This is a genomic window from Novosphingobium sp. PC22D, from assembly GCF_002556635.1.
Classification (GTDB): domain Bacteria; phylum Pseudomonadota; class Alphaproteobacteria; order Sphingomonadales; family Sphingomonadaceae; genus Novosphingobium.
The window spans coordinates 106808-128065 of record NZ_MWMO01000008.1 but is presented as its reverse complement, the minus strand read 5'-3'; the positions used below and the strand labels follow the sequence as shown (position 1 = coordinate 128065).

The following is a 21258-nucleotide window of genomic DNA, read 5'->3' as shown; positions in this document are numbered from 1 at the left end:
TCCGCCTGCCTCGGCGACGGCGCCGGCCTCTGCGGCGCGGGAAGGCATGGTCAGCGCCGCCGACCCGCGCGCCGTCGCGGCGGGCGTCGAGATGCTGCGCAAGGGCGGCAGCGCCACCGACGCCGCGATCGCGACGATGCTCGTGCTCAACGTCGTCGAGCCGCAGAACTCGGGGATCGGCGGCGGACTGTTCTCGGTGCGCCATGACGGCGCCACCGGCAAGATCGAGACGCTCGACGGACGCGAGGCCGCGCCCGGGGCGGCCGGGCCGGACTGGTTCTACGGGACAGACGGCAAGCCGCTGTCCGGCCGCGACATCTACCACGGCGGGCGCGCCGCGGGCGTTCCCGGCGCGCTGGCCGCCATGGCCGAGGCGCACCGGCGCTGGGGCAAGCTGGCCTGGGCCGAGCTGTTCGCGCCCGCGATCGGCCTGGCGCGCGAGGGCTTCGTGGTCTCGGCACGGATGCACAACGGGCTAGACCTCTATGGCCGCCATGTGACGGGCTGGGCCCGCGAAGCCTACTTCCCCGGCGGCGAAGCGGTCGCCGAAGGCGCCACGCTCAAGCTGCCCGTCATGGCCGCGACGCTCGAACGGCTGGCCGAGGAAGGACCCGAGCCGTTCTATCGCGGCGACATCGCGGAAAAGATCGCCGCCGCGCTCAACGGCGCCGAGAAAGTGCCCTCGGCGATGACCGCGGCCGACCTTGCGGGCTACACCGTGATCGAGCACGATCCCGTCTGCGGCACCTATCGGGTCTACCGGATCTGCGGCATGGGCCCGCCCGCCTCGGGCGGCGTGATCGTGCTGGCGATCCTCAAGCAGCTCGAACGCTTCGACATGGCCGGGCTGGGCCGCGAATCGCCCGTCGCCTGGCACTTGCTCGCCGAATCCGAACGGCTCGCCTATGCCGACCGCAACATGTACGTCGCCGATCCGGGTTTCACCCAGGTTCCGGTCGCGGGGCTCACCGACCCGAAATACCTCGCGTCGCGCTCGGCGCTGCTTTCGCCCGAGCGCAGCCTCGCGACGATCGCGGCGGGCAAGCCCGAGGGCGCGCCTGAACGCCTCGCGGCGCCCGAATGGGCCGACCAGGGCACGTCCAGCCTCACGGTCGCCGACGGCGCGGGCAACATCCAGCAGATCACCACCACCATCAACGGTTACTTCGGCAACGGCATCGCGGTTGGCGGGCTCATGCTCAACAACGAGCTGGCCGACTTCGACGCGGTTCCGGCGAAGGACGGCTACCTCGCCGCCAACCGTGTCGAGGGCGGCAAGCGGCCGCGCAGCTCGCTCTCGCCGACGATCGTCTACGCGCCCGACGGCTCGGTGCGCATGGCGATCGGCGCGGCGGGCGGATCGACGATCATCGCCCAGGTCGCCAAGGCGCTGGTCGGCGTGCTCGACTGGAACATGAGCGCGCAGGACGCGATCGCGATGGGCCTGATCTACGCGCCGGGCACGAAGAAGGCGACGGTCGAGGAAGGCACAGAGCTGGTGGCCATGGTCCCGGCGCTCAGAGCGCTCGGCGAGGAGATCGAAGTCGCGCCGCTCGGTCTCAAGGCCAACGCGATCGAGCGCGTCGAGGGCCGGTGGGTGGGCGCCGCCGATCCGCGCAGCGAGGGCGTGGCCATGGACATTTCGGGCAATGTCACCCAGATCAGGCGGCGGTCCAACTCCCTCAACGGCGCGCACGAATGACGCACCGGGGGATCGCAACGGAGAGGCGGGAGCCCGGATGGATATTGGCGACTTCAAGGCGAGCCCCAACCTCGTAGCGCTGTTCCTGCAGCGCGCCGCCGAGCGCGGGGCGCCGCCGATGCTGTGGGTCAAGCGCGAGGGCGCATGGCAGGCGACGAGCTGGCAGGAAGCCGCGCGGCGCGTGTGCGTCATGGCCGAATCGCTGCGCGCGATGGGCCTCGAACCCGGCGACCGGGTCATGCTGGTCTCGGAAAACCGGCCCGAGTGGTGCCTGTCCGATCTCGCGATCATGGCCGCGGGCTGCGTGACGGTGCCGACCTACACCACCAACACCACGCGCGATCACGTCCACATCCTCGAGAACTCGGGCGCGCGGGCGGTGATCGTCTCGAGCGCCAAGCTGGCCAAGGCGCTGCTGCCCGCGGTGATGCAGACCGACTTGTGCCAGTTCGTCATCGCGATGGAGCCGGTCCGGCAGATGCAGGGCGGCGGTTTCACCGTGCACGACTGGCACGCGCTGGGCCTCGGCGACGCGCTCGCGGCCGAAGCGGCGGTCGGGGAACGGATCGCCCGGATCGGGCGCGGCGACCTCGCCTGCCTGATCTACACCAGCGGTACCGGCGGCGCGCCGCGCGGGGTGCGCCAGCACCACGGCATGATCCTGCACAATGTCGACGGCTGCGCGCGGATCATCGCCGAGGACTTCGCGTGGGAGGACGAGGTGTTCCTCTCGTTCCTGCCGCTCAGCCACGCCTACGAGCACACTGGCGGACAATACCTGCCGATCGGGCTCGGCGCGCAGATCTACTACGCCGAGGCGCTCGACAAGCTCGCCGGCAATATCGAGGAGGTGAAGCCGACCATCATGGTCGTGGTGCCGCGCCTGTTCGAAGTGCTGCGCACGCGCATCGCCAAGCAGATCGAGAAGCAGGGCAAGGTGCCCAAGCTGCTGATGGACTGCGCGATCGGCATCGGCTCGCGCAAGGCTCGGCGCAAGTGGCGCCCGGGCGACAGCGTGCTTTCGTTGATGCTCGACCGGACGCTGCGGCCCAAGATACGGGCCAAGTTCGGTGGGCGGCTCAAGGCGCTCGTCTCGGGCGGCGCGCCGCTCAATCCGGGTCTCGGCGGCTTTTTCCAGTCGATGGGGCTGACACTGCTGCAAGGGTACGGCCAGACCGAGGCCGGCCCGGTGATTAGCTGCAACCGGCCCGGCGCGGGGATCAAGATGGACACCGTGGGCCCGCCGCTCCACGGAACCGAAGTGAAGATCGCCGAGGACGGCGAGATCCTCGTGCGCGGCGAGCTGGTGATGCACGGCTACTGGGCCAACGAGGCGGCCTCGCGCGCGGTGCTCAAGGACGGCTGGCTGCACAGCGGCGACATCGGCCATATCGACGAGAAGGGCCGCATCCGCATCACCGACCGCAAGAAGGACATGATCGTCAACGACAAGGGCGACAACGTCTCGCCGCAGAAGGTCGAGACGATGCTCACGCTGCAACCCGAGATCGCCCAGGCGATGGTGAGCGGCGACCGGCGCCCCTATCTCGTCGGCCTGATCGTGCCCGATCCCGAATGGGCCGATGTCTGGGCCCAGGCCAACGGCCAGCCGCAGGACATGGCGGTGCTGAGCGCGACCGCCGAATTCCGCGCCGCGGTGCGCGCGGCGATCGACCGGGTGAACCTCGACCTTTCAGTCGTCGAGAAGGTGCGTCAGTTCATCTTCGCCGACGAGGCCTTCGCGATCGAGAACGAGGAAATGACGCCGAGCCTCAAGATCCGCCGCCACAAGCTCAAGGAACGCTACGGCCCCCGGCTCGACGCGCTGTACAAGAGCTAGGCGCGGCAGGCGCTGCGCCGAAACGGGAACGGAACGCCGCGCATGACGTTCCCATGGCCGATATCGCCCGCGACCGGGCGCCGTTTCGGATCAAAGTCAAATGCGCCCCTACGCCTGCCCCAATTGTCATCGCCTCAATCATTTCGAAGTCCGGGTCTGTCCCGGATGCCGGGCGACGCTGGGCTACGATCCCGCGCTCGACGGGTTCCGCTTCCTCGCCGACAACGCGACCGTCTGGCGCGACATCGACGGCGAGAAGGCGGATGTGGTCGTATGCGCCAACAACAACGACTACGGCATCTGCAACTGGCTCGTCGCCACCGACGACCACACCCCGATGTGCCGCGCCTGCCGGCACAACCGCACGATTCCCGACATCACCGAACCCTCGGTGCCGCCGCGCTGGGCCAAGATCGAGGAAGCCAAGCGCCGGCTGTTCCACACCTTGCTCAAGCTCGGCCTGCCGCTGGAGACCAAGGCTCAGGAACGGCCGGGCGTGCAGGGCCTCGCCTTCGACTTCCTCTACGATCCGGCGGCCGAGCAGGCGGGCAATCCGCAGATCGCGACCGGGCACGACAGCGGCCTCGTCACGCTCAACCTGATCGAGGCGGACGATGCCGAGCGCGAGCGCATCCGCCACAAGATGGGCGAGCCCTATCGCACGCTGCTCGGCCATTTCCGCCACGAGGTCGGCCATCATTTCTGGTCGCGGCTCGTCGAAACCGACGAGGACGCGCTGGCCGCATGCCGCGAATTGTTCGGCGACGAGCGCGTCGATTACCAGCAATCAATGCAAGAGCACTACGGCGAGCGCGGCAAGGTCTGGACCGACGACTACGTCAGCCAGTACGCGACGATGCATCCCTGGGAGGATTTCGCCGAAACCTTCGCGCACTACCTGCACATGGTCGACGTGCTGGCGACCGCGGACGGCTTCGATCTCGCACCGTCATCGCCATACGGGCGGCGCAAGGAATTCGACGTGTCGCTGGGCTTCGATCCCTACAGCGCGGACGCGAAGACGCTCGCCGAGGCGATGGGGCCGCTTTCGTTCGCGATGAATGCGATGAACCGCAGCATGGGCCTGCCCGACCTCTACCCGTTCCATTTGTCCGATATGATCGTCGCCAAGCTCGACTTCGTGCAGCGCGTTCTCGCCGGCGCCCGCGAAGAACCGCATGAGGCGCAGGCGGCCTAGCGCCCGGCGGCGGGGCGCGGAGCGGCAGGGACGCCCTCCCGTCGGCTGCCGCCTCAGGCGGCTTCCTTCTCGATCCATTCGGGAAAGAAGCTCGGCTCGCGGTCCGACCAGCCGGGCGCGGTCGCGGCGGCCTCGCTGATCGAGTGCAGCAGCAGCTTGCGCCGGTCGGGGCGGATCAGCGGCAGCGCGGCAGCGCCGCAGAACGCGCCGGGAAGCCACTGACGCACGCTCGCACCGAGCAGCCGCTCGTACAAGAAGCGATAGGCCGAGAAGCTCGCCAGCTTGTTCTGCGAAAGGTCGAAGGCGGAAACGCGCACGAGCTTGCCCATGAAGGTCTCGACGCCGTCGTAATCGTCGCTGTCGGGGATCATCGAACGCAGCGCGCGCAGGTCTTCATAGGCCGCGTATTGCGCGCGAATCGCGGCGACTTCGTCGCCATCGCGCGCCCAGAGCTTGACGGCGTCCTGACGGCCGAGGCCGACATCGAGACTGCACTTGATGTAGCGTTGCTCGCTCGCGTTGAAGCTCGCGAATTCGCGCAGCTCGCTGATCGTGAGGCTCGCGGTACCCGTGTGACCCATGTTCGTGACCTTATGCGACACAAGGACCTGCCCGTCCCTGCGACGCCAATTGAACACAGCTGCGTTGCCAAGCCGTTAACCATGCCAGCGGGGCACTGCGTGGGGGCCCTGTAAGCCTCAGATAAGACCCGCCAGCGGGCTCGACGGATCGGCGTACTTGCGCGTCGCCATGCGTCCGGCGAGGTAGGCGTCGCGTCCCGCCTCGACGGCCAGCCGCATCGCGCGCGCCATCCGGATCGGGTCCTTCGCTTCGGCGATCGCGGTGTTCATCAGCACGCCTTCGCAACCCAGCTCCATCGCCACGGCCGCATCCGACGCGGTCCCCACTCCCGCGTCGACGAGCACCGGAACGCTGGCCCCCTCGACGATGAGGCGGATCGTCACGCGGTTCTGGATGCCGAGGCCCGAGCCGATCGGCGCGCCCAGCGGCATGATCGCGACCGCGCCGGCTTCCTCGAGCTGCTTGGCCGCGATCGGATCGTCGACGCAGTAGACCATCGGCGAAAAGCCTTCCTTGGCAAGCACTTCCGTCGCCTTCAGCGTCTCGCGCATGTCGGGATAGAGCGTACGCGCCTCGCCCAGCACCTCGAGCTTGACCAGGTCCCAGCCGCCCGCCTCGCGCGCGAGGCGCAGCGTGCGGATCGCCTCCTCGGCGGTGAAGCAGCCCGCGGTGTTGGGTAGGTAGGTTACCTTCTTGGGATCGATGTAATCGGTAAGCATCGGCGCCTTTGGGTCCGACACGTTGACGCGGCGCACCGCGACGGTGACGAGCTCAGCCCCGCTCGCCTCGAGCGCGGCGGCGTTCTGCGCGAAGTCCTTGTACTTGCCGGTGCCGACGATCAGGCGCGAACGGAACGTGCGCCCGGCCACGCTCCAGGTGTCCGGCGCCGGACCGGCATGATCGCCGCCGCCGACGAAGTGGACGATTTCGAGCACGTCGCCGTTGCCGAGTCCGGCCGAGGCGAGCGTCGATCGCGGCACGACGGTGCCGTTGCGCTCGACCGCCACCTTGGCGGGATCGAGGTCGAGACGCATGACGAGATCGGCGATGCTGGCACCCGATGCGATCCGGTGCGATTCGCCGTTGACGGTAAGCTGGAGATCCTGCGGCATAGTCTCGCAGATAGCGTTCACGTCTGCGGGCGCAAGTTCCTGATGTGCGCCAGGGCCACCAGCGCCACGCCAATGACGGTCAGCGCGGCCTCCCCGGTGCCGTGCGGAACCGAGATGGCCGCCGCCATGAGCGCCAGACCCGCCGCCCCGATGAGCAAAGGTCCCAGCCGCCCGTGGCGCAGGACGCCAAAGCCGAGCGAGATACCACCGATCGCGAGCGCCAGCGCGAGACCGACCTCATGGATATGCGGGTCGAGCAGGAATTGCCCGCCGAGGCCCAGCGCGGAGACGATCACGACGCTGAGCACGCAATGGACGGCGCACAGCCCCGACAGCAGCAGGCCGGTGTGATCGAGCCGATCACGGAGATGGGACAGGGCATCGCGCATGGTCTTGGCTGTGTAATAGTATATCATCAAATTGCAAGCCCGACCGCACCCTCTTGAACTCGCTGGCATGAGGGCGCAGGACGTCGCCGCATGAGTTTATCCGACAGTCGCCCGATCATCGGGACCAGCGATGACATTCGGCCGATGCGGCTCTGGCTGATCTGCGTCGCCTGCATGGTCATCGCCATCGTCGTCGTCGGCGGCATCACGAGGCTGACCGAATCGGGCCTTTCAATCACCGAATGGAAGCCGGTGACCGGCGCGATCCCGCCCTTGAGCGACGCGCAGTGGCAGGCCGAGTTCGACGCCTACAAGCGCATCCCGCAATATGTCGAGGTGAACGGTCCGGCGGGCATGACGCTCGCGCAGTACAAGTTCATCTATTTCTGGGAATGGGTTCACCGCCTGCTGGCAAGGCTGATCGGCCTTGCCTTCGCGCTGCCGCTCGCGTTCTTCTGGATGCGCGGGACGATACCGCTCGGCTACAAGCCGCGCCTTCTGGCCCTGCTCGCGCTCGGCGGGCTGCAAGGCGCGGTTGGCTGGTGGATGGTTTCCTCGGGCCTTTCGGCCGACGTCAAGGTCAGCCATTTCCGGCTCGCCGCGCACCTGCTCGTCGCGCTGACGACGCTGGGCGGGCTGGTATGGACCGCGCTCGACCTCGGCCGGCTCGAACACGGCCAGGCGCCGTCGCGGCTCAATCGCGCCGGGATCGTCCCGCTCGTGGTGCTCGCGATCCAGCTCTTCTACGGCGCGCTTCTCGCCGGGCTGCGCGCGGGCGTCGTCGCCGGCGCGGGCTGGTTCAGCCTCGACGCCTGGCCGCTGATGCAGGGCAGCCTCTTTCCCGAGGGCGTGGAATGGTCGGCGGGCGCGCTCGTTTCCGATCCCTACCTCGTCCATTTCATCCACCGCTGGTGGGCCTGGGTCACCGTGTTCGTGCTGGTGGTGATGGCCCGGCGCCTGCGTGGCGTGCACCGCCGCGACGTCTCGGTCGCGATCCATTGCGCCTTCGGGCCGCAGATCCTGCTGGGCATCGCCACGGTCTGGTCGGGCGTCTCGCTCTGGCTGGCCGCGGCGCACCAGTTGACCGGCGCGCTGCTGGTCGCCGCGACGGTCTGGGGCGCCCATGCCCTCGGCAGGCGCCTGTGACCGAGCCCGTATCCGATGCCGTCGCGGCGATGATCTGGGCGCCGTTCCCCGATATTGATTCGGCGAGCCGGGCCGTGACCTGGATGCTCGAACACGAGCTTGCGGCTTGCGGCAACATCGTTTCGGGCGTTCGCTCGCTTTTCGTCTGGAAGGGGCAGACCCAAAGCGCCGACGAAGTCGTGGCCGTGCTCAAGACCAATGGCGATCTCTTGGCGGCGGCCGTGGACCGCCTCGCCGAACTCCATCCCTACGAGGACCCGGCTGTGGTCGGCTGGCGCTGCGACGCGGCGGCGCCGGCGACGCGCGCCTGGCTCGCGGCGCTGGGGACCTGATGGGTGCCATGATGCGTCTCGCGAGCGAACTGCTCCTCGTTGCGGCGCTGGCCTGCGCCACGCCGCTCTCGGCGCAGTCCGGCCCTCCGGCGACGACCTTCGCGCCGCCCGAAAGCCCGATGCTGCTGACCCGGACCGTCGAGCGGACACTGTTCGACGGCAAGCTGGTCCGCGCCCGGCGCACCTACGAGATCCGGTTCCTTCCCGATTCCGGCGGCTACCGGATCGAGGGCAAGCTGCTGTCGGTCAAGGTCGAGGTGCCCGCGAAGCTGGAAGCACTCGCCGCGCTGGAGCGCGCCCGGCCCGATACCGGGCTGTTCCCGATGCGGCTCGATGCCGAGGGCCGGCTGCTCGCCGGAAAGACCGAACGTGCCGCCACGCTCGATCCGCGCGCGCAGGCGGCGGCGCGCGCGATGATCCGCTCGGCCGATCTGTCCCGAAGCGAAGCGCGCACCGCCTCCGCCTTCGTCGACGGGATCGCGCGCAGTCCGACTCGCACCGAATGGCCCGTCGATCTCTTCCGGCCGGCGACGGGCGCGCGCCGCGCCTCCTCTCAGGGCAACGCTGGCGCGGCGTTCATCGTCGATATCGAGGCCGATGCCGACGATCGCACGGGATTGCTTTCGGATTTCGTGCGTCGAGTGACCACGCGGCTGGGCGGCCGCGACATGGTGGCAACCGAGCGCTGGACCCTCGCGCCGATCGGGTGAGATTCCGTGAGGTATTATTTTACCTCCGCGCAAAACCCCTGTTTCGCTTGACTTGCGAGCCGGTTTCGACGATTGGCGCGCCTTCCCGACCGTGGGCCGATCATCCGGCACGCTCGGTCGACGCGAACATACATAGGGATAGACCAGCCATGAAGGCGCTTACCAAGGTCACCCGGTCGATCAAGCCGGCCGAGGTGGAAAAGAATTGGCATCTGATCGATGCCGAAGGTCTCGTGGTCGGCCGCCTCGCGGTCGTCATCGCCGACCTGCTGCGCGGCAAGCACAAGCCGAGCTTCACCCCGCACGTCGATTGCGGTGATCACGTCGTCGTGATCAACGCCGACAAGGTGCGCTTTACCGGCAACAAGCGCGCGACCAAGACCTATTACAAGCACACCGGCTATGCCGGCGGCATCAAGGGCGTGACCGCCGAGAAGGTGCTCGACGGCCGTTTCCCCGAGCGCGTGCTCGAAAAGGCGGTTGAGCGCATGATCCCGCGCGGCCCGCTCGGCCGCGACCAGATGCGCGCGCTGCACCTCTATGCCGGCGCCGAGCATCCGCACGCGGGCACCCAGCCCCAGCCGCTCGACGTTGCTTCCATGAACCGCAAGAACAAGGTGGGCGCGTAATGTCCGACACCGATACCGTCCAGAGCCTGTCCGAACTCAAGGATCTCACCGGCGACGCGCCCGAGGGCGCCGAGACCATCGAGGCCGTTCCCGCCGCCCCGACCACGCCGCTGCGCGAGCAGGAACTCGACGCGCAGGGCCGCGCCTATGCCACCGGCCGCCGCAAGGACGCGGTCGCCCGCGTCTGGCTGAAGCCCGGCAGCGGCAAGATCACCGTCAATGGCCGTGACCAGGAAGTCTACTTCGCGCGTCCGACGCTGCGCCTCGTCATCAACCAGCCTTTCGCGATCACCGACCGCGCCGAGCAGTACGACGTCGTCGCCACCGTCAAGGGCGGCGGGCTCTCGGGACAGGCCGGCGCCGTCAAGCACGGCATCAGCCAGGCCCTGTCGAAGTACGAGCCCGCGCTGCGCAGCACGGTCAAGACCGCCGGCTTCCTCACCCGCGACAGCCGCGTGGTCGAGCGCAAGAAGTACGGTCGCGCCAAGGCCCGCCGCAGCTTCCAGTTCTCGAAGCGCTAAGACTTCGAAACATCCGACTGCACCCAGGGGTCGCGGGCAACCGCGGCCCCTTCTCTTTTGCGCGCTTCGCTCCGGGCGACGTTCTTTGCGCGCGATTTCAGATGAGGCGCAGACCGAGAAACTGCGCACCGGCCACGGGGTTGTAGGTAACAGGGGCGGCCGGGCCGAAGCCGAAATCGCGATAGAGCCGACGCGCGGCCTGCGAGTGGGGCATTACGTCGAGCCGCATCTCTTCATAGCCCGCGTTTCGCGCTTCGGCGATGACGGCGCCGACCAGAGCGCGACCGAGGCCCGTGCCCCGCCAGGCAGGCCTGACGTAGAGCCGCTTCATCTCGCAGATCGTCGCTTCGACCTTGCGTAGCGCGACGCAGCCCGCGACGTCGACGCCCGCCTTGCCGAGAAGCACGCCGCCGTCGGGCCGCGCATACTTGCCGGGAAGATCGGCGAACTCTGCATCGTTGCCCTGGAAATCGAGGCTGACGCTCGAACTCGCGACGAACTCCCACCAGATCGCGAGAACGACCTCGGCATCGTCCGGAAATGCGGCTGCGGCAATGGATAGCATGGCTCCGAGGTGCCGCTAGACCGTGGCCAAATTTCGGCAAACCGCGCAAGACACCGCACGATACCTCGTAATTGCAAGATACCTTGCATTGGCACTGAATCTTTTTTCACATGGTACCTTGCGTTACACCCTACCTTGCGATAGACACCTCTCATCCACAGGAGGTGATTCGTGTCCGAAGTCATCGAGACCCAGTTGAAGAAAGGCGTTCTCGGCCTCTGCGTGCTCGCGCTTCTCTCGCGTGGCGACAGCTATGCCTACGAGATCGCGAGCAAGCTCGCCGACGCGGTCGATATGGGCGAAGGGACGATCTACCCGCTGATGCGGCGGATGCAGTCCGAGGGCCTCGTCGCGACCTATCTCGAGGAATCGCCCTCGGGCCCGCCGCGCAAGTATTACAAGATCACCGAGACCGGCCACGCCAGGCTCGCGGCGCAAGTCGCCGAATGGCGGGCGTTCACCCGCGCCGTCGACGGGCTGATCGGCCCGCAGGCGGCCGCTCCAGGAGAATCGGAGGAAGCCCATGACGCGTAACGAGTTCATCCGGCGCCTCAAGGCGGGGCTCAAAGGCATGACGTCCCAGGACGTTGCCGAGATCGTCGCCGACTACGAAGCGCACTTCGATTCCGGCGCGGCCGAAGGCCGTTCGGAGCAGGAGGTAGCACAAGCGCTCGGCGATCCGAGCCGCCTCGCCCGCGAGCTTCGCTTCGAGGCGGGCCTGCGCAACTGGCAGACCGACCGCTCGCCGTCCTCGGCCTTTGCCGCGATCATCGGCTTCATGGGCCTGGCAACGATCGACATCCTGATCCTGCTGCCCATCGTGCTCAGCGTGATCGGGGTGATCTTCGCCTTCTACGTCGCGATTTTCGCCATTTTCGTGAGCGGCGGCTTCGTGCTCATCGTCGGCCCGTTCCAGGGCTTTCCCGGAGGCGCGCTCGCGGCGATCTTCGCCGGCCTGGGCCTCATGGGCGGATCGATCGCGGCGGGCGCGCTGCTCACGATCGTGTCGATCTGGGTGATCAACGCGCTGCTCTGGTTCGGCCGCCTGCACTATCGGGTGATCGAGCCCGCCATCAAGTCCGACGACGCCTGAAAAGGGAGGCATGTCATGATTAGAAAGCTACTCATCGTCTTCGCCAGCGGCGTGGCTCTGTGCGTCGTCGCCTTCGCTCTCGCCTACGTCACGGGCGGTAACGACCTGCGCAGCGCGCTGCGCGGCGAGACCGAGTTCGCCTGGACGCTGGGCGAGGAATACAAGGGCCCGAAGAAGTCGCGCGACTTCACGGTCGACGGCGGCCAGACGCTGACCATGGAAGTTCCGGTCGAACTGCACTTCAGCCGCGGCCCCGAATCGAAGATGGTCGTCTCGGGTCCCGCCGAGGCCGTCGACCGGCTGGTCTTCGAGAACGGCCGCCTCTCGCTCAAGGGCGACGGCCGGCTGCGCCACGGGCTCGACGTCACCATCGTCGCGCCGCAGATCGCCGCGCTCGACATGGAAGCGCCCGGTGACGTCACGCTGTCGGGCATGCAACAGGACCAGTTCCGGCTGAAATCGGAAGGCGCGATCGATCTCGATGCCGACGGCAAGGTCCGCCAGGTCTGGGTCAAGGCCGAGGGCGCGAGCGATCTCGATCTCGACAAGCTCGAAGTCGAGGACGCCACCGTGCGCGTCGACGGCGCGGGATCGGTCAGCATCGCCGCCACCGGGTTCGTCGACGTCGAAGTCAACGGCGTCGGCAACGTCACGCTGCACAAGAAGCCCGCGAAGCTGCGCAGCTCGATCAACGGCGTCGGATCGATCGACCACGACTACAACTAGAGGAGGCTCGCTCCGTCCCCCCGCGGGGCGAGATCATGAGGGAGAAACCGCGCCGGCCTTCGGCGCGGTTTTTTCGTTCGCGCTCAGTAGACCGGCGGATCGACCGGCGGCACCGCGCCCACCGGCGAGACCGGCTCGCCGGGCTTGCGCGGCGGCATCGCGTCCTCGGGCACGTCGTCGATCTGCATGTCGGGGGTCGCGACATGCTCGAGATTGCGCGCCTCGACCAGCACCGCCTGATCGGTCACCAGGATCTGGTTGAAGCTCGGCGGCGTCGAGCGGATGCGCTTCGACAAGGTGCCCGCGCCGATCATCCGCACCGGTCCGCTCGGCGTCTGCTCGACGAGATCGAACGGATCGTGGACGTGGCCGGTCATCACGCCGAGGACCTTGCGCCTCGCCAGCTCCTCGAGCGCGTGGCCGCCGCGCTTGGTGAGCACGTTGCCGTGGTGATTGACCTCGACCAGCGGATGGTGCGCCGAGACCAGCACGCGCGTGCCCTCGGGCAAGGCGTCGATGTGGGCGAGCGTCTTCGCGAGCGCGGGCCGCGTGATCCAGCCTTTCGACCAGTTGGTCCGCCACTGCGCGCGCGCGGTCGTCTTGAGCGGGACGATCGCGATATCGCCCAGGTCCAGCTCGGCCTCGACCACCGAGCGGATGCCGCGAAACCGCTTGTAAGGATCGAAGAAGCGCTCGATGGGATTGAAATAGGGCATGTCGTGATTGCCGATCTCGACCGTGACCGGCACGTCGAGCGCGCTGATCCATTCGCAGGCCGCCCTGAACTCGCGATGGCGCGCGCGCATCGTCAGGTCGCCGGTGATGACCACCGCGTCGGGTCGCTCCGACGCGATGCAGTCCTCGACCCATTCGAGCGCCCTGGGGTCCTCGAGGCCGAAATGGATGTCGCTGAGGTGAAATAGCTTCACCGGCTCTTGCCGCATATCCTGTACCCTACCGTGCATCGCTCGTCGTCACTATGTCGATTTCGCTGGGGACCAGCCGAAACACCTCCTCGGCCGCGCCGTCGAAGGGTTCGCCATCGATCAGCAGTCCCATGGGCTCGCCCGCGGGACACACCAGCCGGATCGTCTCGTGACGGCCCAGATCGTCATGGGGACCGTTACGGAAGTCGTGTTGCAGCAACGCGACGCCGTGGCGCGCGTAGTCGCCGATGGTCTCGGCGAAATAGCCCTTGACGTGAAGCCCCTCGTCCTCGGGATTGATGGTGATCGCCGCATAGCCCTCGGGCCGGCCGCAATCGACGTCGCGACAGGCCACCTTGGGCCCGTTCGCCGACCAGGCGATGGCCTCGGTGGTCGAGGTCAGCATTTCGAGCAGGTTGGCCTCGCGCATCGCCTCGCGCACTTCGTTCCACTCGGTGCCCGGCCCCGCCAGCACGCCGGTCAGCCCGTCGCCATGGCGCGAGCGGATCAGCGAGGGGCGCGTCTTGCGCGCCTTGCCGCGGCCGATGCGCGCGAGGATCTCGCTTGGCATGGCATCGTCGCCATGCATCCGTCGCGAGAGCAGGTTCATCGTCCCGCCCGGCAGCGGCAGCACCGCGCCGCCCCAGCCGTAGACGCCCCGGATGACCGAACTGATGGTTCCGTCGCCGCCGAAGATCGCGAGCACACCCGCGCCGGCGGCATCGAGATCGGACGGCCCGGGCGCCGGATCGTCGGGAAAACAGGTGCGGCCCACGATCTCGCAGCCCGCGGCCGCGATCGCCTCTTCCAGTTCGGCGAGCGAGCGTTCGTCGTTGCTGCCGCTGGCCTCGTTGTAGACGAGCCAGATCGTGTCCGAGATTTCCGTCATGCCGCTCGAAATGAGCAAGTGGCGGGCATGGTTCCCATTACACCCGCCGGGTCAGGATAAGCCAGGCGGAAAGACCGCTGAGCGCCGAATAGGCGGCATAGCCCCAGGCCCAGCCGACCGAGCCGGCATCGGTCATCAGCATCGCGCCCGCGAGCATGACGTACTCGACGAGCAGGCTGATGCGCCCGCCGAGCAGGCCGAGATACCAGTCCATGTCGCCGAGCAGGCGATGCCCGCTTTCGAGCACCGCCTTGTGCGCGGCGAAATGGAGAACTCCAAGACAGAACAGCAGGGCGATGGCCATTGCCGCTCGTTGTATTGAGCCGGGCCCGCCAAGGCCAGCGGCTTCGCGCGATCAATCCCCGAAGCAACGATGCGCGATTCGCCGTCCGCCGTCACGCAACTTTCACCAAGTCGTTCGTCGTCCCGACAAGTCGTTCGTCGCCCCGCGCCGCCTCTTGTCGAGCCGCGACGGACTTGGTCGAGGGCCGCGTGAATCGCCCGCCGCGATCGGTCAGAACACAATCATCGAGACGGTCGGTACCCCCCACCGGACCGGCTCATTCAGAGGAGGAAAGTTACCATGATGAAGCAGACCCTGACCGCCCTTGCCGCCGCCGCCGTCACCCTTTCGGCCGCGCCCGCCTTCGCCAAGGACATCGCCGTTTCCTACGCCGACCTGAACCTGGCGAGCGTCGAGGGCCAGAAGACGCTCGAGCGCCGTATCGACCGCGCCGCCAAGAAGGCCTGCGGCTACGACGTCTCGATCACCAGCACCCGCATGAATTCGCCGCAGACCATGGCTTGCTACAACAAGGCCAAGGCCGGCGCCCAAACGACGATGGCGATGCTGGTCGAGGACGCCCGCCTTGGCGGCTGACGCCGCCGGCGGGGTCTCGCCCGCCCCACGACCGAGGTCCCATAAGAAGAAGTGCCAGAAAAACTGGCGGGTCTAGCGGCCCGCCATTTTTTTTACGTTGGGCAGATAGGTCCGGCCGATGCGCAGGGCCTCGCCGTCCTCGGTCTCCGCCGACCACACGCCCAGCCCTTCGTGGCGCAGGCCCTTGACGTAATCGCGCCGCAGGATCGTCGAGCGGTGGATGCGGATGAACTGGTCGGGATCGAGCTTTTCTTCGAGGCTCGTGATCGTCTGCAACAGCAGATAGCTCTGGCCGCCGACGTGAAGCCGGACATAGTCGCGCTCGGCGTCGATCCGCTGCACTTGCGCGGCCGCGATGCGCACCAGTTCCGAGCGGTGCGGCACCCAGAATTCCTCGAGCCACCGGCTTTCCGGCGCCGCACTTTCCTCGCCCTCGCTTGCGCCGCGCCGCAGGATCACGCGCGCGATCGCGCGTTCGAGGCGGTCGGGCGAGACCGGCTTGAGAACATAATCCACCGCATCGAGATCGAAGGCCTCGACCGCGAATTCGTCGTGCGCGGTGACGAAGATGATCGCCGGAGGATTGTCGGTGGTCCCGAGCTGTCTCGCCACCCCGAGCCCGTCGGTCTCGGGCATGGTCATGTCGAGCAGGACGATGTCGGGCCCGAGCGCCTCGATCAGCCGCAGCGCCGCCTGCCCGTCGCTCGCGGTGCCAATCACCGAGACGTTGTCGAGCCGCGCGCAGATCACCTGCAGGCGCTCGACCGCGAGCGGTTCGTCGTCGACGATCAGGGCGCGCAGCGGCTCAGTCATGCCCGCGCACCAGGGGAACGCGCAGCGTGGTCGCGAAGCCGCCGCCCGCGCGCCGCCCAAAGGTGAGCGAGGCCGCGTCGCCGAAGCGGGTCGCGAGGCGGTCGCGCACGTTCTGCAAGCCGATGCCGCAGCCCTTGGCCTGGCTGTTCGGACGGCCCGGACCATCGTCGGCCACGGTGATCGCCAGCACATCGTCCTCGCAGATCGCGGCGATCGAGATCGTCACCGGCTCGCGGGTGGTCGCGACGGCGTACTTGACCGAATTTTCGACGATGGGCTGCAGGATCATGCCGGGCACCATTGCATCGGCTGCGGCTTCGTCAATATCGATTCGCGTCAGCAGCCGGTCGGGAAAGCGCACCGCCTCGATCTGCAGGTAGAGTTCCTGAAGCTCGATCTCGTCCCCGAGCGGCAGGTCGTTGGTGGGATCGCCCGACAGCGTATGGCGATAGAACGTCGAGAGCGTCTGGATCATCTGCTCGGCATCGTCCTGCCGCCCGGTCATCACCAGCGCCGAGAGTGAGTTGAGCGTGTTGAACAGGAAGTGCGGATTGACCTGATAGCGCAGCGAGCGCAGTTCGGCGGCCTCGGCGGCGCGGCGGAACTCGCTCTCGCGGCGCTCGGCGGCGCGCGCCTCCTCGGCCTTGACCAGCGCGAAATAGAGCGCCGCCCAGGCCAGCACGAGGAAGTAGCGGCCGAAGGCGGTGTCGGCGATCATCGCCCAGCGCTTGCCGTCCTCGTCGTATTCCGATCTCGAGGGCTTGATCGTGATCTGCGGCGCCCCGGCCCTTTCGCCGGGCGCCCGAGGCGCGACCGAAACCGTGTCGCCGGGAGGCGGCGCCTCGGGCGGCGGCGGCGCCTCGGGCGGCGGCGGGGGCGCGGGCGGCAGGTCGACCAGCAGGTTGCCCTCGCCGTCGCGCCGGATACGCACGTTGCCCTCGCTCTGCGTGCTTTCGGCCGCCAGCTTCTCGCTGATGTCCGAAAAGACCGCCTCGTTGATCGCCCCCAGCGCGAGGCTGACCGGCAGCGCACCGATGACCACGACGATGATGCGCGTGGCGGTCGAGCGGTTGTCGAGGAGTTGCAACAGCGGCCAGAGTGCGGCCATGAGCAGCATCGAGATGATGCAGATCGTCAGCCGCCGCGAGACCACCGGCCAGTCGAGGCCGTAGCCGAAATAGTACCAGCGCAGCGTAGCAACGATGAAGTAACAGGCCCAAAGCGCGATCAGCGACGCCAGTACCAGCCGGGTGGGCACCTGCGGCCGTTCGTTGGTTTGGTTCATGACCTGCCGGAATAGGCTCGCGCGCGCGCCGCCGCCAGCGCGCTGGTCGGGGCGAATCGGCGATTGGTCGATTGCCCCGCCGCGCCGGCCCGGGCCACTGCTTCCGGCAGGCGACATGCCCCCTCCGTCAGGCCAGAAGGCTTTCCCTGGCGATCTTGTCCTTCCAGTGCAGCGGCGCGAGACGATGGACGTTGTTGCCCTCGCAATCGACCGCGACGGTCACCGGCATGTCCTGCACGGTGAACTCGTAGATCGCCTCCATCCCGAGATCCTCGAAGGCGAGCACCCGGGCCTCGCGAATGGCGCGCGCGACGAGATAGGCGGCGCCGCCCACGGCCATGAGATAGGCGACCTTGTGCTTGGCGATGACGTCGGTCGCGCCCTGCCCGCGCTCGGCTTTGCCGATCATCGCCAGCAGCCCGAGGTCGAGCATCATGTCGGTGAACTTGTCCATCCGCGTCGCGGTGGTCGGCCCGGCGGGTCCGACCACTTCGCCGACGACCGGATCGACCGGGCCGACGTAGTAGATCGCGCGCCCCTTGAAATCGACGGGCAGTTCCTCGCCCTTTTCCAGCATGTCCTGGATGCGCTTGTGCGCCGCGTCGCGACCGGTGAGCATCTTGCCGTTGAGCAACAGGCGGTCGCCGTGCTTCCAGCTCATCACCTGCTCATGCGTCAGCGTATCGAGATCGACGCGCTTGGCTTCCTTGTCGGGAGACCAGGTGACATCGGGCCATTCGTCGAGCTTGGGCACCTCGAGGAAGCTCGGCCCCGATCCGTCGAGCGTGAAGTGCGCGTGGCGCGTCGCCGAGCAGTTCGGGATCATCGCCACCGGCTTGCCCGCGGCATGGCAGGGCCATTCGTGGATCTTGACGTCGAGCACCGTGGTCAGCCCGCCCAGCCCCTGCGCGCCGATGCCGAGCGCGTTGACCTTGTCGTAGAGTTCGACGCGCAGCTTCTCGATGTCGGTCCTGGGCCCGCGTTCCTTGAGTTCGTGCATGTCGATCTCGTCCATCAGCGACTGCTTGGCCAGCGCCACGGCCTTCTCCGCGGTGCCGCCGATGCCGATGCCGATCTGTCCGGGCGGGCACCAGCCCGCGCCCATCTGCGGGATCATCTCGAGCACCCAGTCGACGATCGAATCGCTGGGATTCATCATCTTGAACTTGGACTTGTTCTCGCTGCCGCCGCCCTTGGCCGCGACGTCGACCGATACCGTGTCGCCCGGCACCATCTCGACCGAGAGCACGCAAGGCGTATTGTCCTTGGTGTTGCGGCGGGTAAAGGCGGGGTCGGCGACGATCGAGGCGCGCAGCTTGTTCTCGGGGTGGAGATAGGCGCGGCGCACGCCCTCGTCGACGACCTCCTGCAGCGACTTGTCCGATTCGAGGCGGCAGTTCTGGCCCCACTTGAGGAAGACGTTGACGATGCCGGTGTCCTGACAGATCGGCCGATGGCCCTGCGCGCACATCTTCGAGTTGGCGAGCACTTGCGCCATGGCGTCCTTGGCCGCCGGATTTGCCTCGCGCTCCCAGGCCTTGGCCAGCGCGCGGATGTAGTCTATCGGATGGAAATAGCTGATGTACTGGAGCGCATCGGCGATGCTTTCGACCAGATCCTGCTCGCGGATCGTCACCATTTCAGCCATTTTTGCTTCGCTCCTCGCGCCTTCGCAGTCCATGAGATCGCGGATCGGCCCCGGTCGAAGCGGGTCCGTCGTCCGTCGATCCGTCTCTAGGCACACCCGGGCCGTTCCGTCAAAGCGCTTGGCGTCGCCGGTCGCATGTCATAGAAGGCCGGACTATCGAAAAGATCGGCTCGTTATCGCGAAGCGGGCGCATGAGGGAACTGCGCAAGATGACCTTGACCGAAGCACGGCCGTCCGTTTCATCGGAAGCGGCGCGTCGCGCCATGATCGACAGCCAGCTGCGGACCAGCGGCGTCAACGAACCCTGGGTGCTGGCGGCGATGGCCGCGGTGCCGCGCGAGGACTTCGTGCCTGAGGCCATGCGCGGCGCGGCCTACATCGATCGCGCCATTCCGCTCGGCGACGGACGCTGGCTCGCCGCGCCGCTCGTTCACGGCCGGATGCTGGCCGAAGCGGACCCGAAGGCGAGCGACAAGGCGCTGCTCGTTGGCGACGGCGAAGGCTACCTCGCCACCCTGCTGCGCCCGCTCGTGGGCTCGCTCGACGCCGTGCCTCCCGCCGAGGCCGCGCACCCCGGCGAAGGCGGCTACACCCTGATCGTGATCGACGGCGCCATCGAGGTCCTGCCCGATGCGCTCGCCGAGCGGCTCGCCGATCACGGCCGGATCGTGACGGGCGAGGTCGTCAACGGCATCACCCGCCTCGCCGTCGGCCGCAGGGCCGCGGGCATGGTGTCGCTGCTTCCGCTCGCCGACATCGGCATTCCCGTCCTTCCCGAACTCGCCGCGCCAAGGCGCTGGAGCTTCTGACCATGCCCTGGGGGCAGCTTCGCGCCGGCCTTCTGGCCGGGGCGGGTCTCGTCGCCTTCGCCGGATCGGCCCACGCCGATACGCTCCGCGAAGCGCTCGTGCTCGCCTACGAAACCAATCCGACGCTGGAAAGCGCGCGCGCGCAGCAACGCGCGACCGACGAAGGCGTGCCGATCGCCAGGGCGCGCGGCCTGCCCAACGCCAGCGCCGATGCGACCTACTCCGAGTTCGTCAGGCGCAGCCCCAACAGCTTCACCGCGCCCGAACGCGCGCTGCAGGTCGGCGTCGATCTCGGCGTGCCGATCTATTCGGGCGGCGCGGTCAAGAACCAGGTCAAGGCGGCCAAGAACCGCGTGGAGGCGGGGCAGGCCGACGTGCGCGGGACGGAAAGCGCGATCTTCTCGCAAGTCGTCGCCGCCTACATGGACGTGATCCAGAACGCGGCGATCGTCGGGCTCAACCGCAAGAACGTCGAGGTGCTCGAGGTCAACCTGCAAGCGACCAGCGACCGCTTCGAGATCGGCGACCTCACCCGCACCGACGTCGCCCAGTCGCAGTCGCGGCGCGCGATCGCGCAGAGCGACCTGCAGACCGCCGAAGCCAACCTCGCCGCCGCGCGCGAGACCTACATCCAACTCGTCGGCAAGGCGCCCGAGGCGCTCGAACCGCCGCCGCCGCTGCCGGGCCTGCCCGAGACGCCGCAGGAAGCGGTCGCCATCGCGCTGGAGAACAACCCGGATATCCTCGCCGCCAAAGCGCGCGTCGATGCCGCCGAGAACGACATCGACGTCGCCGGATCAGGCCGGCTGCCGACGGTGAGCCTCTATTCCTCGGGCGGCTACAACAACTATTTCGACACGCTCGGCGGGCCGACCTCGGCGCAGTTCAACCAGACCGAAAAGACCGCGCAGGCCGGCGCCAGGGTCACGATCCCGATCTTCCAGGGCGGCCTGCCGGCCGCGCAGCGCCGCCAGGCGCAGGCGCAGGCCTCCGCCGCGCTGGAGACCGAGATCGCCACCGAACGCGACGTGATCGCGCAGACCCGTTCCGCCTATACCTCCTGGATGGCGGCGAACGAACTGATCCGCTCGCAGCAGGTCGCGGTCGACGCCGCCGACCTCAGCCTGGAGGGCGTGCGGGCCGAAAACTCGGTGGGCAACCGCACGATCCTCGACATTCTCAATGCCGAACAGGAATTGCTCGACGCCAATGTCCGCCTCGTCCAGGCGCGGCGCAACGCCTATGTCGCCGGGTTCACCTTGCTGGCGGCGATGGGTCGCGCCGAGGCGCGCGACCTCGACCTTTCGCTCGAGCGCCTTTATGATCCCGATGTTAACTATCGGCGCGTACGCGGGAAATGGTTCGACTGGGACGATGATCGCGCCACGGTCGCCCGGTCCACTCGGACCGTTGACACGCCGGTTCAGGACGGGAACATACCGGAACAGTGAACGAGCGCGCGC

24 protein-coding genes are annotated in these 21258 nt (G+C 67.8%); 14 read left to right on the top strand and 10 right to left on the bottom strand.

All coding sequences use genetic code 11. The features are described 5' to 3' along the window. Window positions 1-46: 46 nt before the first annotated feature. The 3 genes from ggt to B2G71_RS13520 all read left to right on the top strand — a co-directional run bounded on the left by ggt (window position 47) and on the right by B2G71_RS13520 (window position 4740). Entirely contained in the window at window positions 47-1702 is a 1656-nt protein-coding gene (ggt, locus tag B2G71_RS13530) for a gamma-glutamyltransferase (protein ID WP_098106797.1), read from the top strand. A gap of 37 nt (window positions 1703-1739) precedes the next feature. Beyond that, a complete protein-coding gene (locus tag B2G71_RS13525) occupies window positions 1740-3542 on the top strand; it encodes an AMP-dependent synthetase/ligase (RefSeq protein WP_098106668.1) in 1803 nt (600 codons plus the stop codon). A 100-nt stretch (window positions 3543-3642) separates the two neighbouring features. Then, the gene (locus tag B2G71_RS13520) at window positions 3643-4740 is read left to right on the top strand and encodes a putative zinc-binding metallopeptidase (RefSeq protein ID WP_098106665.1); all 1098 of its coding nucleotides are present in this window, start codon (window positions 3643-3645) and stop codon (window positions 4738-4740) included. A 53-nt stretch (window positions 4741-4793) separates the two neighbouring features. Here B2G71_RS13520 and B2G71_RS13515 read toward each other — a convergent pair whose 3' ends face one another. The 3 genes from B2G71_RS13515 to B2G71_RS13505 form a co-directional block, all read right to left on the bottom strand. After that, window positions 4794-5321 (bottom strand): hypothetical protein, encoded by a 528-nt coding sequence (locus B2G71_RS13515; protein ID WP_098106795.1) that lies wholly within the window; start codon window positions 5319-5321, stop codon window positions 4794-4796. Between the two features lie 117 nt (window positions 5322-5438). Then, window positions 5439-6434, bottom strand: coding sequence for a sulfur carrier protein ThiS (gene thiS / locus B2G71_RS13510; RefSeq protein ID WP_098106663.1), 996 nt, complete (start codon window positions 6432-6434; stop codon window positions 5439-5441). 17 nt (window positions 6435-6451) lie between these two features. Next, complete coding sequence (locus B2G71_RS13505; protein ID WP_240530155.1) at window positions 6452-6850, bottom strand: MerC domain-containing protein; 399 nt, start codon at window positions 6848-6850, stop codon at window positions 6452-6454. Window positions 6851-6913: 63 nt separating this feature from the next. Between B2G71_RS13505 and B2G71_RS13500 the strand changes: the two genes are divergently transcribed. The 5 genes from B2G71_RS13500 to rpsI all read left to right on the top strand — a co-directional run bounded on the left by B2G71_RS13500 (window position 6914) and on the right by rpsI (window position 10161). Beyond that, window positions 6914-7969 carry a COX15/CtaA family protein gene (locus B2G71_RS13500; protein WP_098106661.1) on the top strand — a complete coding sequence of 352 codons (1056 nt, stop codon included), beginning with the start codon at window positions 6914-6916 and terminating at the stop codon, window positions 7967-7969. Further along, complete coding sequence (gene cutA, locus B2G71_RS13495; protein WP_240530154.1) at window positions 7966-8301, top strand: divalent-cation tolerance protein CutA; 336 nt, start codon at window positions 7966-7968, stop codon at window positions 8299-8301. The genes B2G71_RS13500 and cutA overlap by 4 nt, the downstream gene beginning before the upstream one ends. Continuing rightward, window positions 8301-9011, top strand: a complete 711-nt coding sequence (locus B2G71_RS13490; RefSeq protein WP_098106659.1) for a hypothetical protein — start codon at window positions 8301-8303, stop codon at window positions 9009-9011. Before cutA ends, B2G71_RS13490 begins: the two co-directional genes overlap by 1 nt. A gap of 149 nt (window positions 9012-9160) precedes the next feature. After that, window positions 9161-9640: a 50S ribosomal protein L13 gene (gene rplM / locus B2G71_RS13485; RefSeq protein WP_098106657.1), complete on the top strand. Its 480-nt coding sequence runs from the start codon at window positions 9161-9163 to the stop codon at window positions 9638-9640. Continuing rightward, window positions 9640-10161 carry a 30S ribosomal protein S9 gene (gene rpsI, locus B2G71_RS13480; RefSeq protein ID WP_098106655.1) on the top strand — a complete coding sequence of 174 codons (522 nt, stop codon included), beginning with the start codon at window positions 9640-9642 and terminating at the stop codon, window positions 10159-10161. Before rplM ends, rpsI begins: the two co-directional genes overlap by 1 nt. Window positions 10162-10258: 97 nt before the next feature. Here the strand turns inward: rpsI and B2G71_RS13475 are convergent, their stop codons facing one another. Continuing rightward, window positions 10259-10726 (bottom strand): GNAT family N-acetyltransferase, encoded by a 468-nt coding sequence (locus tag B2G71_RS13475; RefSeq protein ID WP_098106653.1) that lies wholly within the window; start codon window positions 10724-10726, stop codon window positions 10259-10261. Window positions 10727-10897: 171 nt separating this feature from the next. On the opposite strand from B2G71_RS13475, the gene B2G71_RS13470 reads away from it, so the two are divergent. Genes B2G71_RS13470 through B2G71_RS13460 form a run of 3 tightly spaced genes read left to right on the top strand, consistent with a single transcriptional unit; the run spans window position 10898 to window position 12545 of the window. Further along, the gene (locus tag B2G71_RS13470; protein WP_098106652.1) at window positions 10898-11260 is read left to right on the top strand and encodes a PadR family transcriptional regulator; all 363 of its coding nucleotides are present in this window, start codon (window positions 10898-10900) and stop codon (window positions 11258-11260) included. Next, window positions 11250-11819: a DUF1700 domain-containing protein gene (locus tag B2G71_RS13465; protein ID WP_098106650.1), complete on the top strand. Its 570-nt coding sequence runs from the start codon at window positions 11250-11252 to the stop codon at window positions 11817-11819. Before B2G71_RS13470 ends, B2G71_RS13465 begins: the two co-directional genes overlap by 11 nt. 15 nt (window positions 11820-11834) lie before the next feature. Next, entirely contained in the window at window positions 11835-12545 is a 711-nt protein-coding gene (locus tag B2G71_RS13460; RefSeq protein ID WP_098106649.1) for a DUF2807 domain-containing protein, read from the top strand. An 83-nt stretch (window positions 12546-12628) separates the two neighbouring features. Here the strand turns inward: B2G71_RS13460 and B2G71_RS13455 are convergent, their stop codons facing one another. The 3 genes from B2G71_RS13455 to B2G71_RS13445 are packed head-to-tail and all read right to left on the bottom strand — an operon-like array spanning window position 12629 to window position 14664. Beyond that, on the bottom strand, window positions 12629-13489 hold the full coding sequence (locus B2G71_RS13455; RefSeq protein ID WP_098106648.1) for a metallophosphoesterase: 861 nt from the start codon (window positions 13487-13489) through the stop codon (window positions 12629-12631). Between the two features lie 10 nt (window positions 13490-13499). Continuing rightward, window positions 13500-14360, bottom strand: coding sequence for a diacylglycerol kinase family protein (locus tag B2G71_RS13450; RefSeq protein ID WP_098106646.1), 861 nt, complete (start codon window positions 14358-14360; stop codon window positions 13500-13502). Window positions 14361-14397: 37 nt separating this feature from the next. Next, entirely contained in the window at window positions 14398-14664 is a 267-nt protein-coding gene (locus B2G71_RS13445; RefSeq protein ID WP_098106644.1) for a hypothetical protein, read from the bottom strand. 279 nt (window positions 14665-14943) lie between these two features. Between B2G71_RS13445 and B2G71_RS13440 the strand changes: the two genes are divergently transcribed. Beyond that, a complete protein-coding gene (locus B2G71_RS13440) occupies window positions 14944-15240 on the top strand; it encodes a UrcA family protein (RefSeq protein WP_098106642.1) in 297 nt (98 codons plus the stop codon). 72 nt (window positions 15241-15312) lie between these two features. On the opposite strand, the gene B2G71_RS13435 is transcribed toward B2G71_RS13440, so the two are convergent. The 3 genes from B2G71_RS13435 to B2G71_RS13425 all read right to left on the bottom strand — a co-directional run bounded on the left by B2G71_RS13435 (window position 15313) and on the right by B2G71_RS13425 (window position 18986). After that, a complete protein-coding gene (locus B2G71_RS13435) occupies window positions 15313-16053 on the bottom strand; it encodes a LytTR family DNA-binding domain-containing protein (RefSeq protein ID WP_098106641.1) in 741 nt (246 codons plus the stop codon). Further along, window positions 16046-17338 (bottom strand): histidine kinase, encoded by a 1293-nt coding sequence (locus B2G71_RS13430; RefSeq protein ID WP_098106789.1) that lies wholly within the window; start codon window positions 17336-17338, stop codon window positions 16046-16048. Before B2G71_RS13430 ends, B2G71_RS13435 begins: the two co-directional genes overlap by 8 nt. 127 nt (window positions 17339-17465) lie before the next feature. Then, entirely contained in the window at window positions 17466-18986 is a 1521-nt protein-coding gene (locus B2G71_RS13425) for a fumarate hydratase (protein ID WP_098106638.1), read from the bottom strand. A gap of 209 nt (window positions 18987-19195) precedes the next feature. On the opposite strand from B2G71_RS13425, the gene B2G71_RS13420 reads away from it, so the two are divergent. Both B2G71_RS13420 and B2G71_RS13415 read left to right on the top strand, forming a co-directional pair. Continuing rightward, window positions 19196-19795 (top strand): protein-L-isoaspartate O-methyltransferase, encoded by a 600-nt coding sequence (locus B2G71_RS13420; protein ID WP_098106787.1) that lies wholly within the window; start codon window positions 19196-19198, stop codon window positions 19793-19795. A gap of 2 nt (window positions 19796-19797) precedes the next feature. After that, on the top strand, window positions 19798-21246 hold the full coding sequence (locus B2G71_RS13415) for a TolC family outer membrane protein (protein ID WP_098106636.1): 1449 nt from the start codon (window positions 19798-19800) through the stop codon (window positions 21244-21246). Window positions 21247-21258 lie beyond the last annotated feature (12 nt).

Excerpts from the sequence above, each read along its gene's own strand:
- B2G71_RS13420 (WP_098106787.1), top strand. The coding sequence starts at position 19,196 with ATGACCTTGACCGAAGCACGGCCGTCCGTTTCATCGGAAGCGGCGCGT.
- B2G71_RS13465 (WP_098106650.1), top strand. The coding sequence starts at position 11,250 with ATGACGCGTAACGAGTTCATCCGGCGCCTCAAGGCGGGGCTCAAAGGC.
- B2G71_RS13445 (WP_098106644.1), bottom strand. The coding sequence starts at position 14,664 with ATGGCCATCGCCCTGCTGTTCTGTCTTGGAGTTCTCCATTTCGCCGCG.
- B2G71_RS13460 (WP_098106649.1), top strand. The coding sequence starts at position 11,835 with ATGATTAGAAAGCTACTCATCGTCTTCGCCAGCGGCGTGGCTCTGTGC.
- B2G71_RS13475 (WP_098106653.1), bottom strand. The coding sequence starts at position 10,726 with ATGCTATCCATTGCCGCAGCCGCATTTCCGGACGATGCCGAGGTCGTT.
- B2G71_RS13415 (WP_098106636.1), top strand. The coding sequence starts at position 19,798 with ATGCCCTGGGGGCAGCTTCGCGCCGGCCTTCTGGCCGGGGCGGGTCTC.
- B2G71_RS13520 (WP_098106665.1), top strand. The coding sequence starts at position 3,643 with ATGCGCCCCTACGCCTGCCCCAATTGTCATCGCCTCAATCATTTCGAA.
- rpsI (WP_098106655.1), top strand. The coding sequence starts at position 9,640 with ATGTCCGACACCGATACCGTCCAGAGCCTGTCCGAACTCAAGGATCTC.
- B2G71_RS13490 (WP_098106659.1), top strand. The coding sequence starts at position 8,301 with ATGGGTGCCATGATGCGTCTCGCGAGCGAACTGCTCCTCGTTGCGGCG.
- rplM (WP_098106657.1), top strand. The coding sequence starts at position 9,161 with ATGAAGGCGCTTACCAAGGTCACCCGGTCGATCAAGCCGGCCGAGGTG.
- B2G71_RS13515 (WP_098106795.1), bottom strand. The coding sequence starts at position 5,321 with ATGGGTCACACGGGTACCGCGAGCCTCACGATCAGCGAGCTGCGCGAA.
- B2G71_RS13440 (WP_098106642.1), top strand. The coding sequence starts at position 14,944 with ATGATGAAGCAGACCCTGACCGCCCTTGCCGCCGCCGCCGTCACCCTT.
- thiS (WP_098106663.1), bottom strand. The coding sequence starts at position 6,434 with ATGCCGCAGGATCTCCAGCTTACCGTCAACGGCGAATCGCACCGGATC.
- B2G71_RS13455 (WP_098106648.1), bottom strand. The coding sequence starts at position 13,489 with ATGCGGCAAGAGCCGGTGAAGCTATTTCACCTCAGCGACATCCATTTC.
- B2G71_RS13450 (WP_098106646.1), bottom strand. The coding sequence starts at position 14,360 with ATGACGGAAATCTCGGACACGATCTGGCTCGTCTACAACGAGGCCAGC.
- B2G71_RS13435 (WP_098106641.1), bottom strand. The coding sequence starts at position 16,053 with ATGACTGAGCCGCTGCGCGCCCTGATCGTCGACGACGAACCGCTCGCG.
- B2G71_RS13500 (WP_098106661.1), top strand. The coding sequence starts at position 6,914 with ATGAGTTTATCCGACAGTCGCCCGATCATCGGGACCAGCGATGACATT.
- B2G71_RS13430 (WP_098106789.1), bottom strand. The coding sequence starts at position 17,338 with ATGAACCAAACCAACGAACGGCCGCAGGTGCCCACCCGGCTGGTACTG.
- B2G71_RS13505 (WP_240530155.1), bottom strand. The coding sequence starts at position 6,850 with ATGATATACTATTACACAGCCAAGACCATGCGCGATGCCCTGTCCCAT.
- B2G71_RS13525 (WP_098106668.1), top strand. The coding sequence starts at position 1,740 with ATGGATATTGGCGACTTCAAGGCGAGCCCCAACCTCGTAGCGCTGTTC.
- ggt (WP_098106797.1), top strand. The coding sequence starts at position 47 with ATGGTCAGCGCCGCCGACCCGCGCGCCGTCGCGGCGGGCGTCGAGATG.
- B2G71_RS13425 (WP_098106638.1), bottom strand. The coding sequence starts at position 18,986 with ATGGCTGAAATGGTGACGATCCGCGAGCAGGATCTGGTCGAAAGCATC.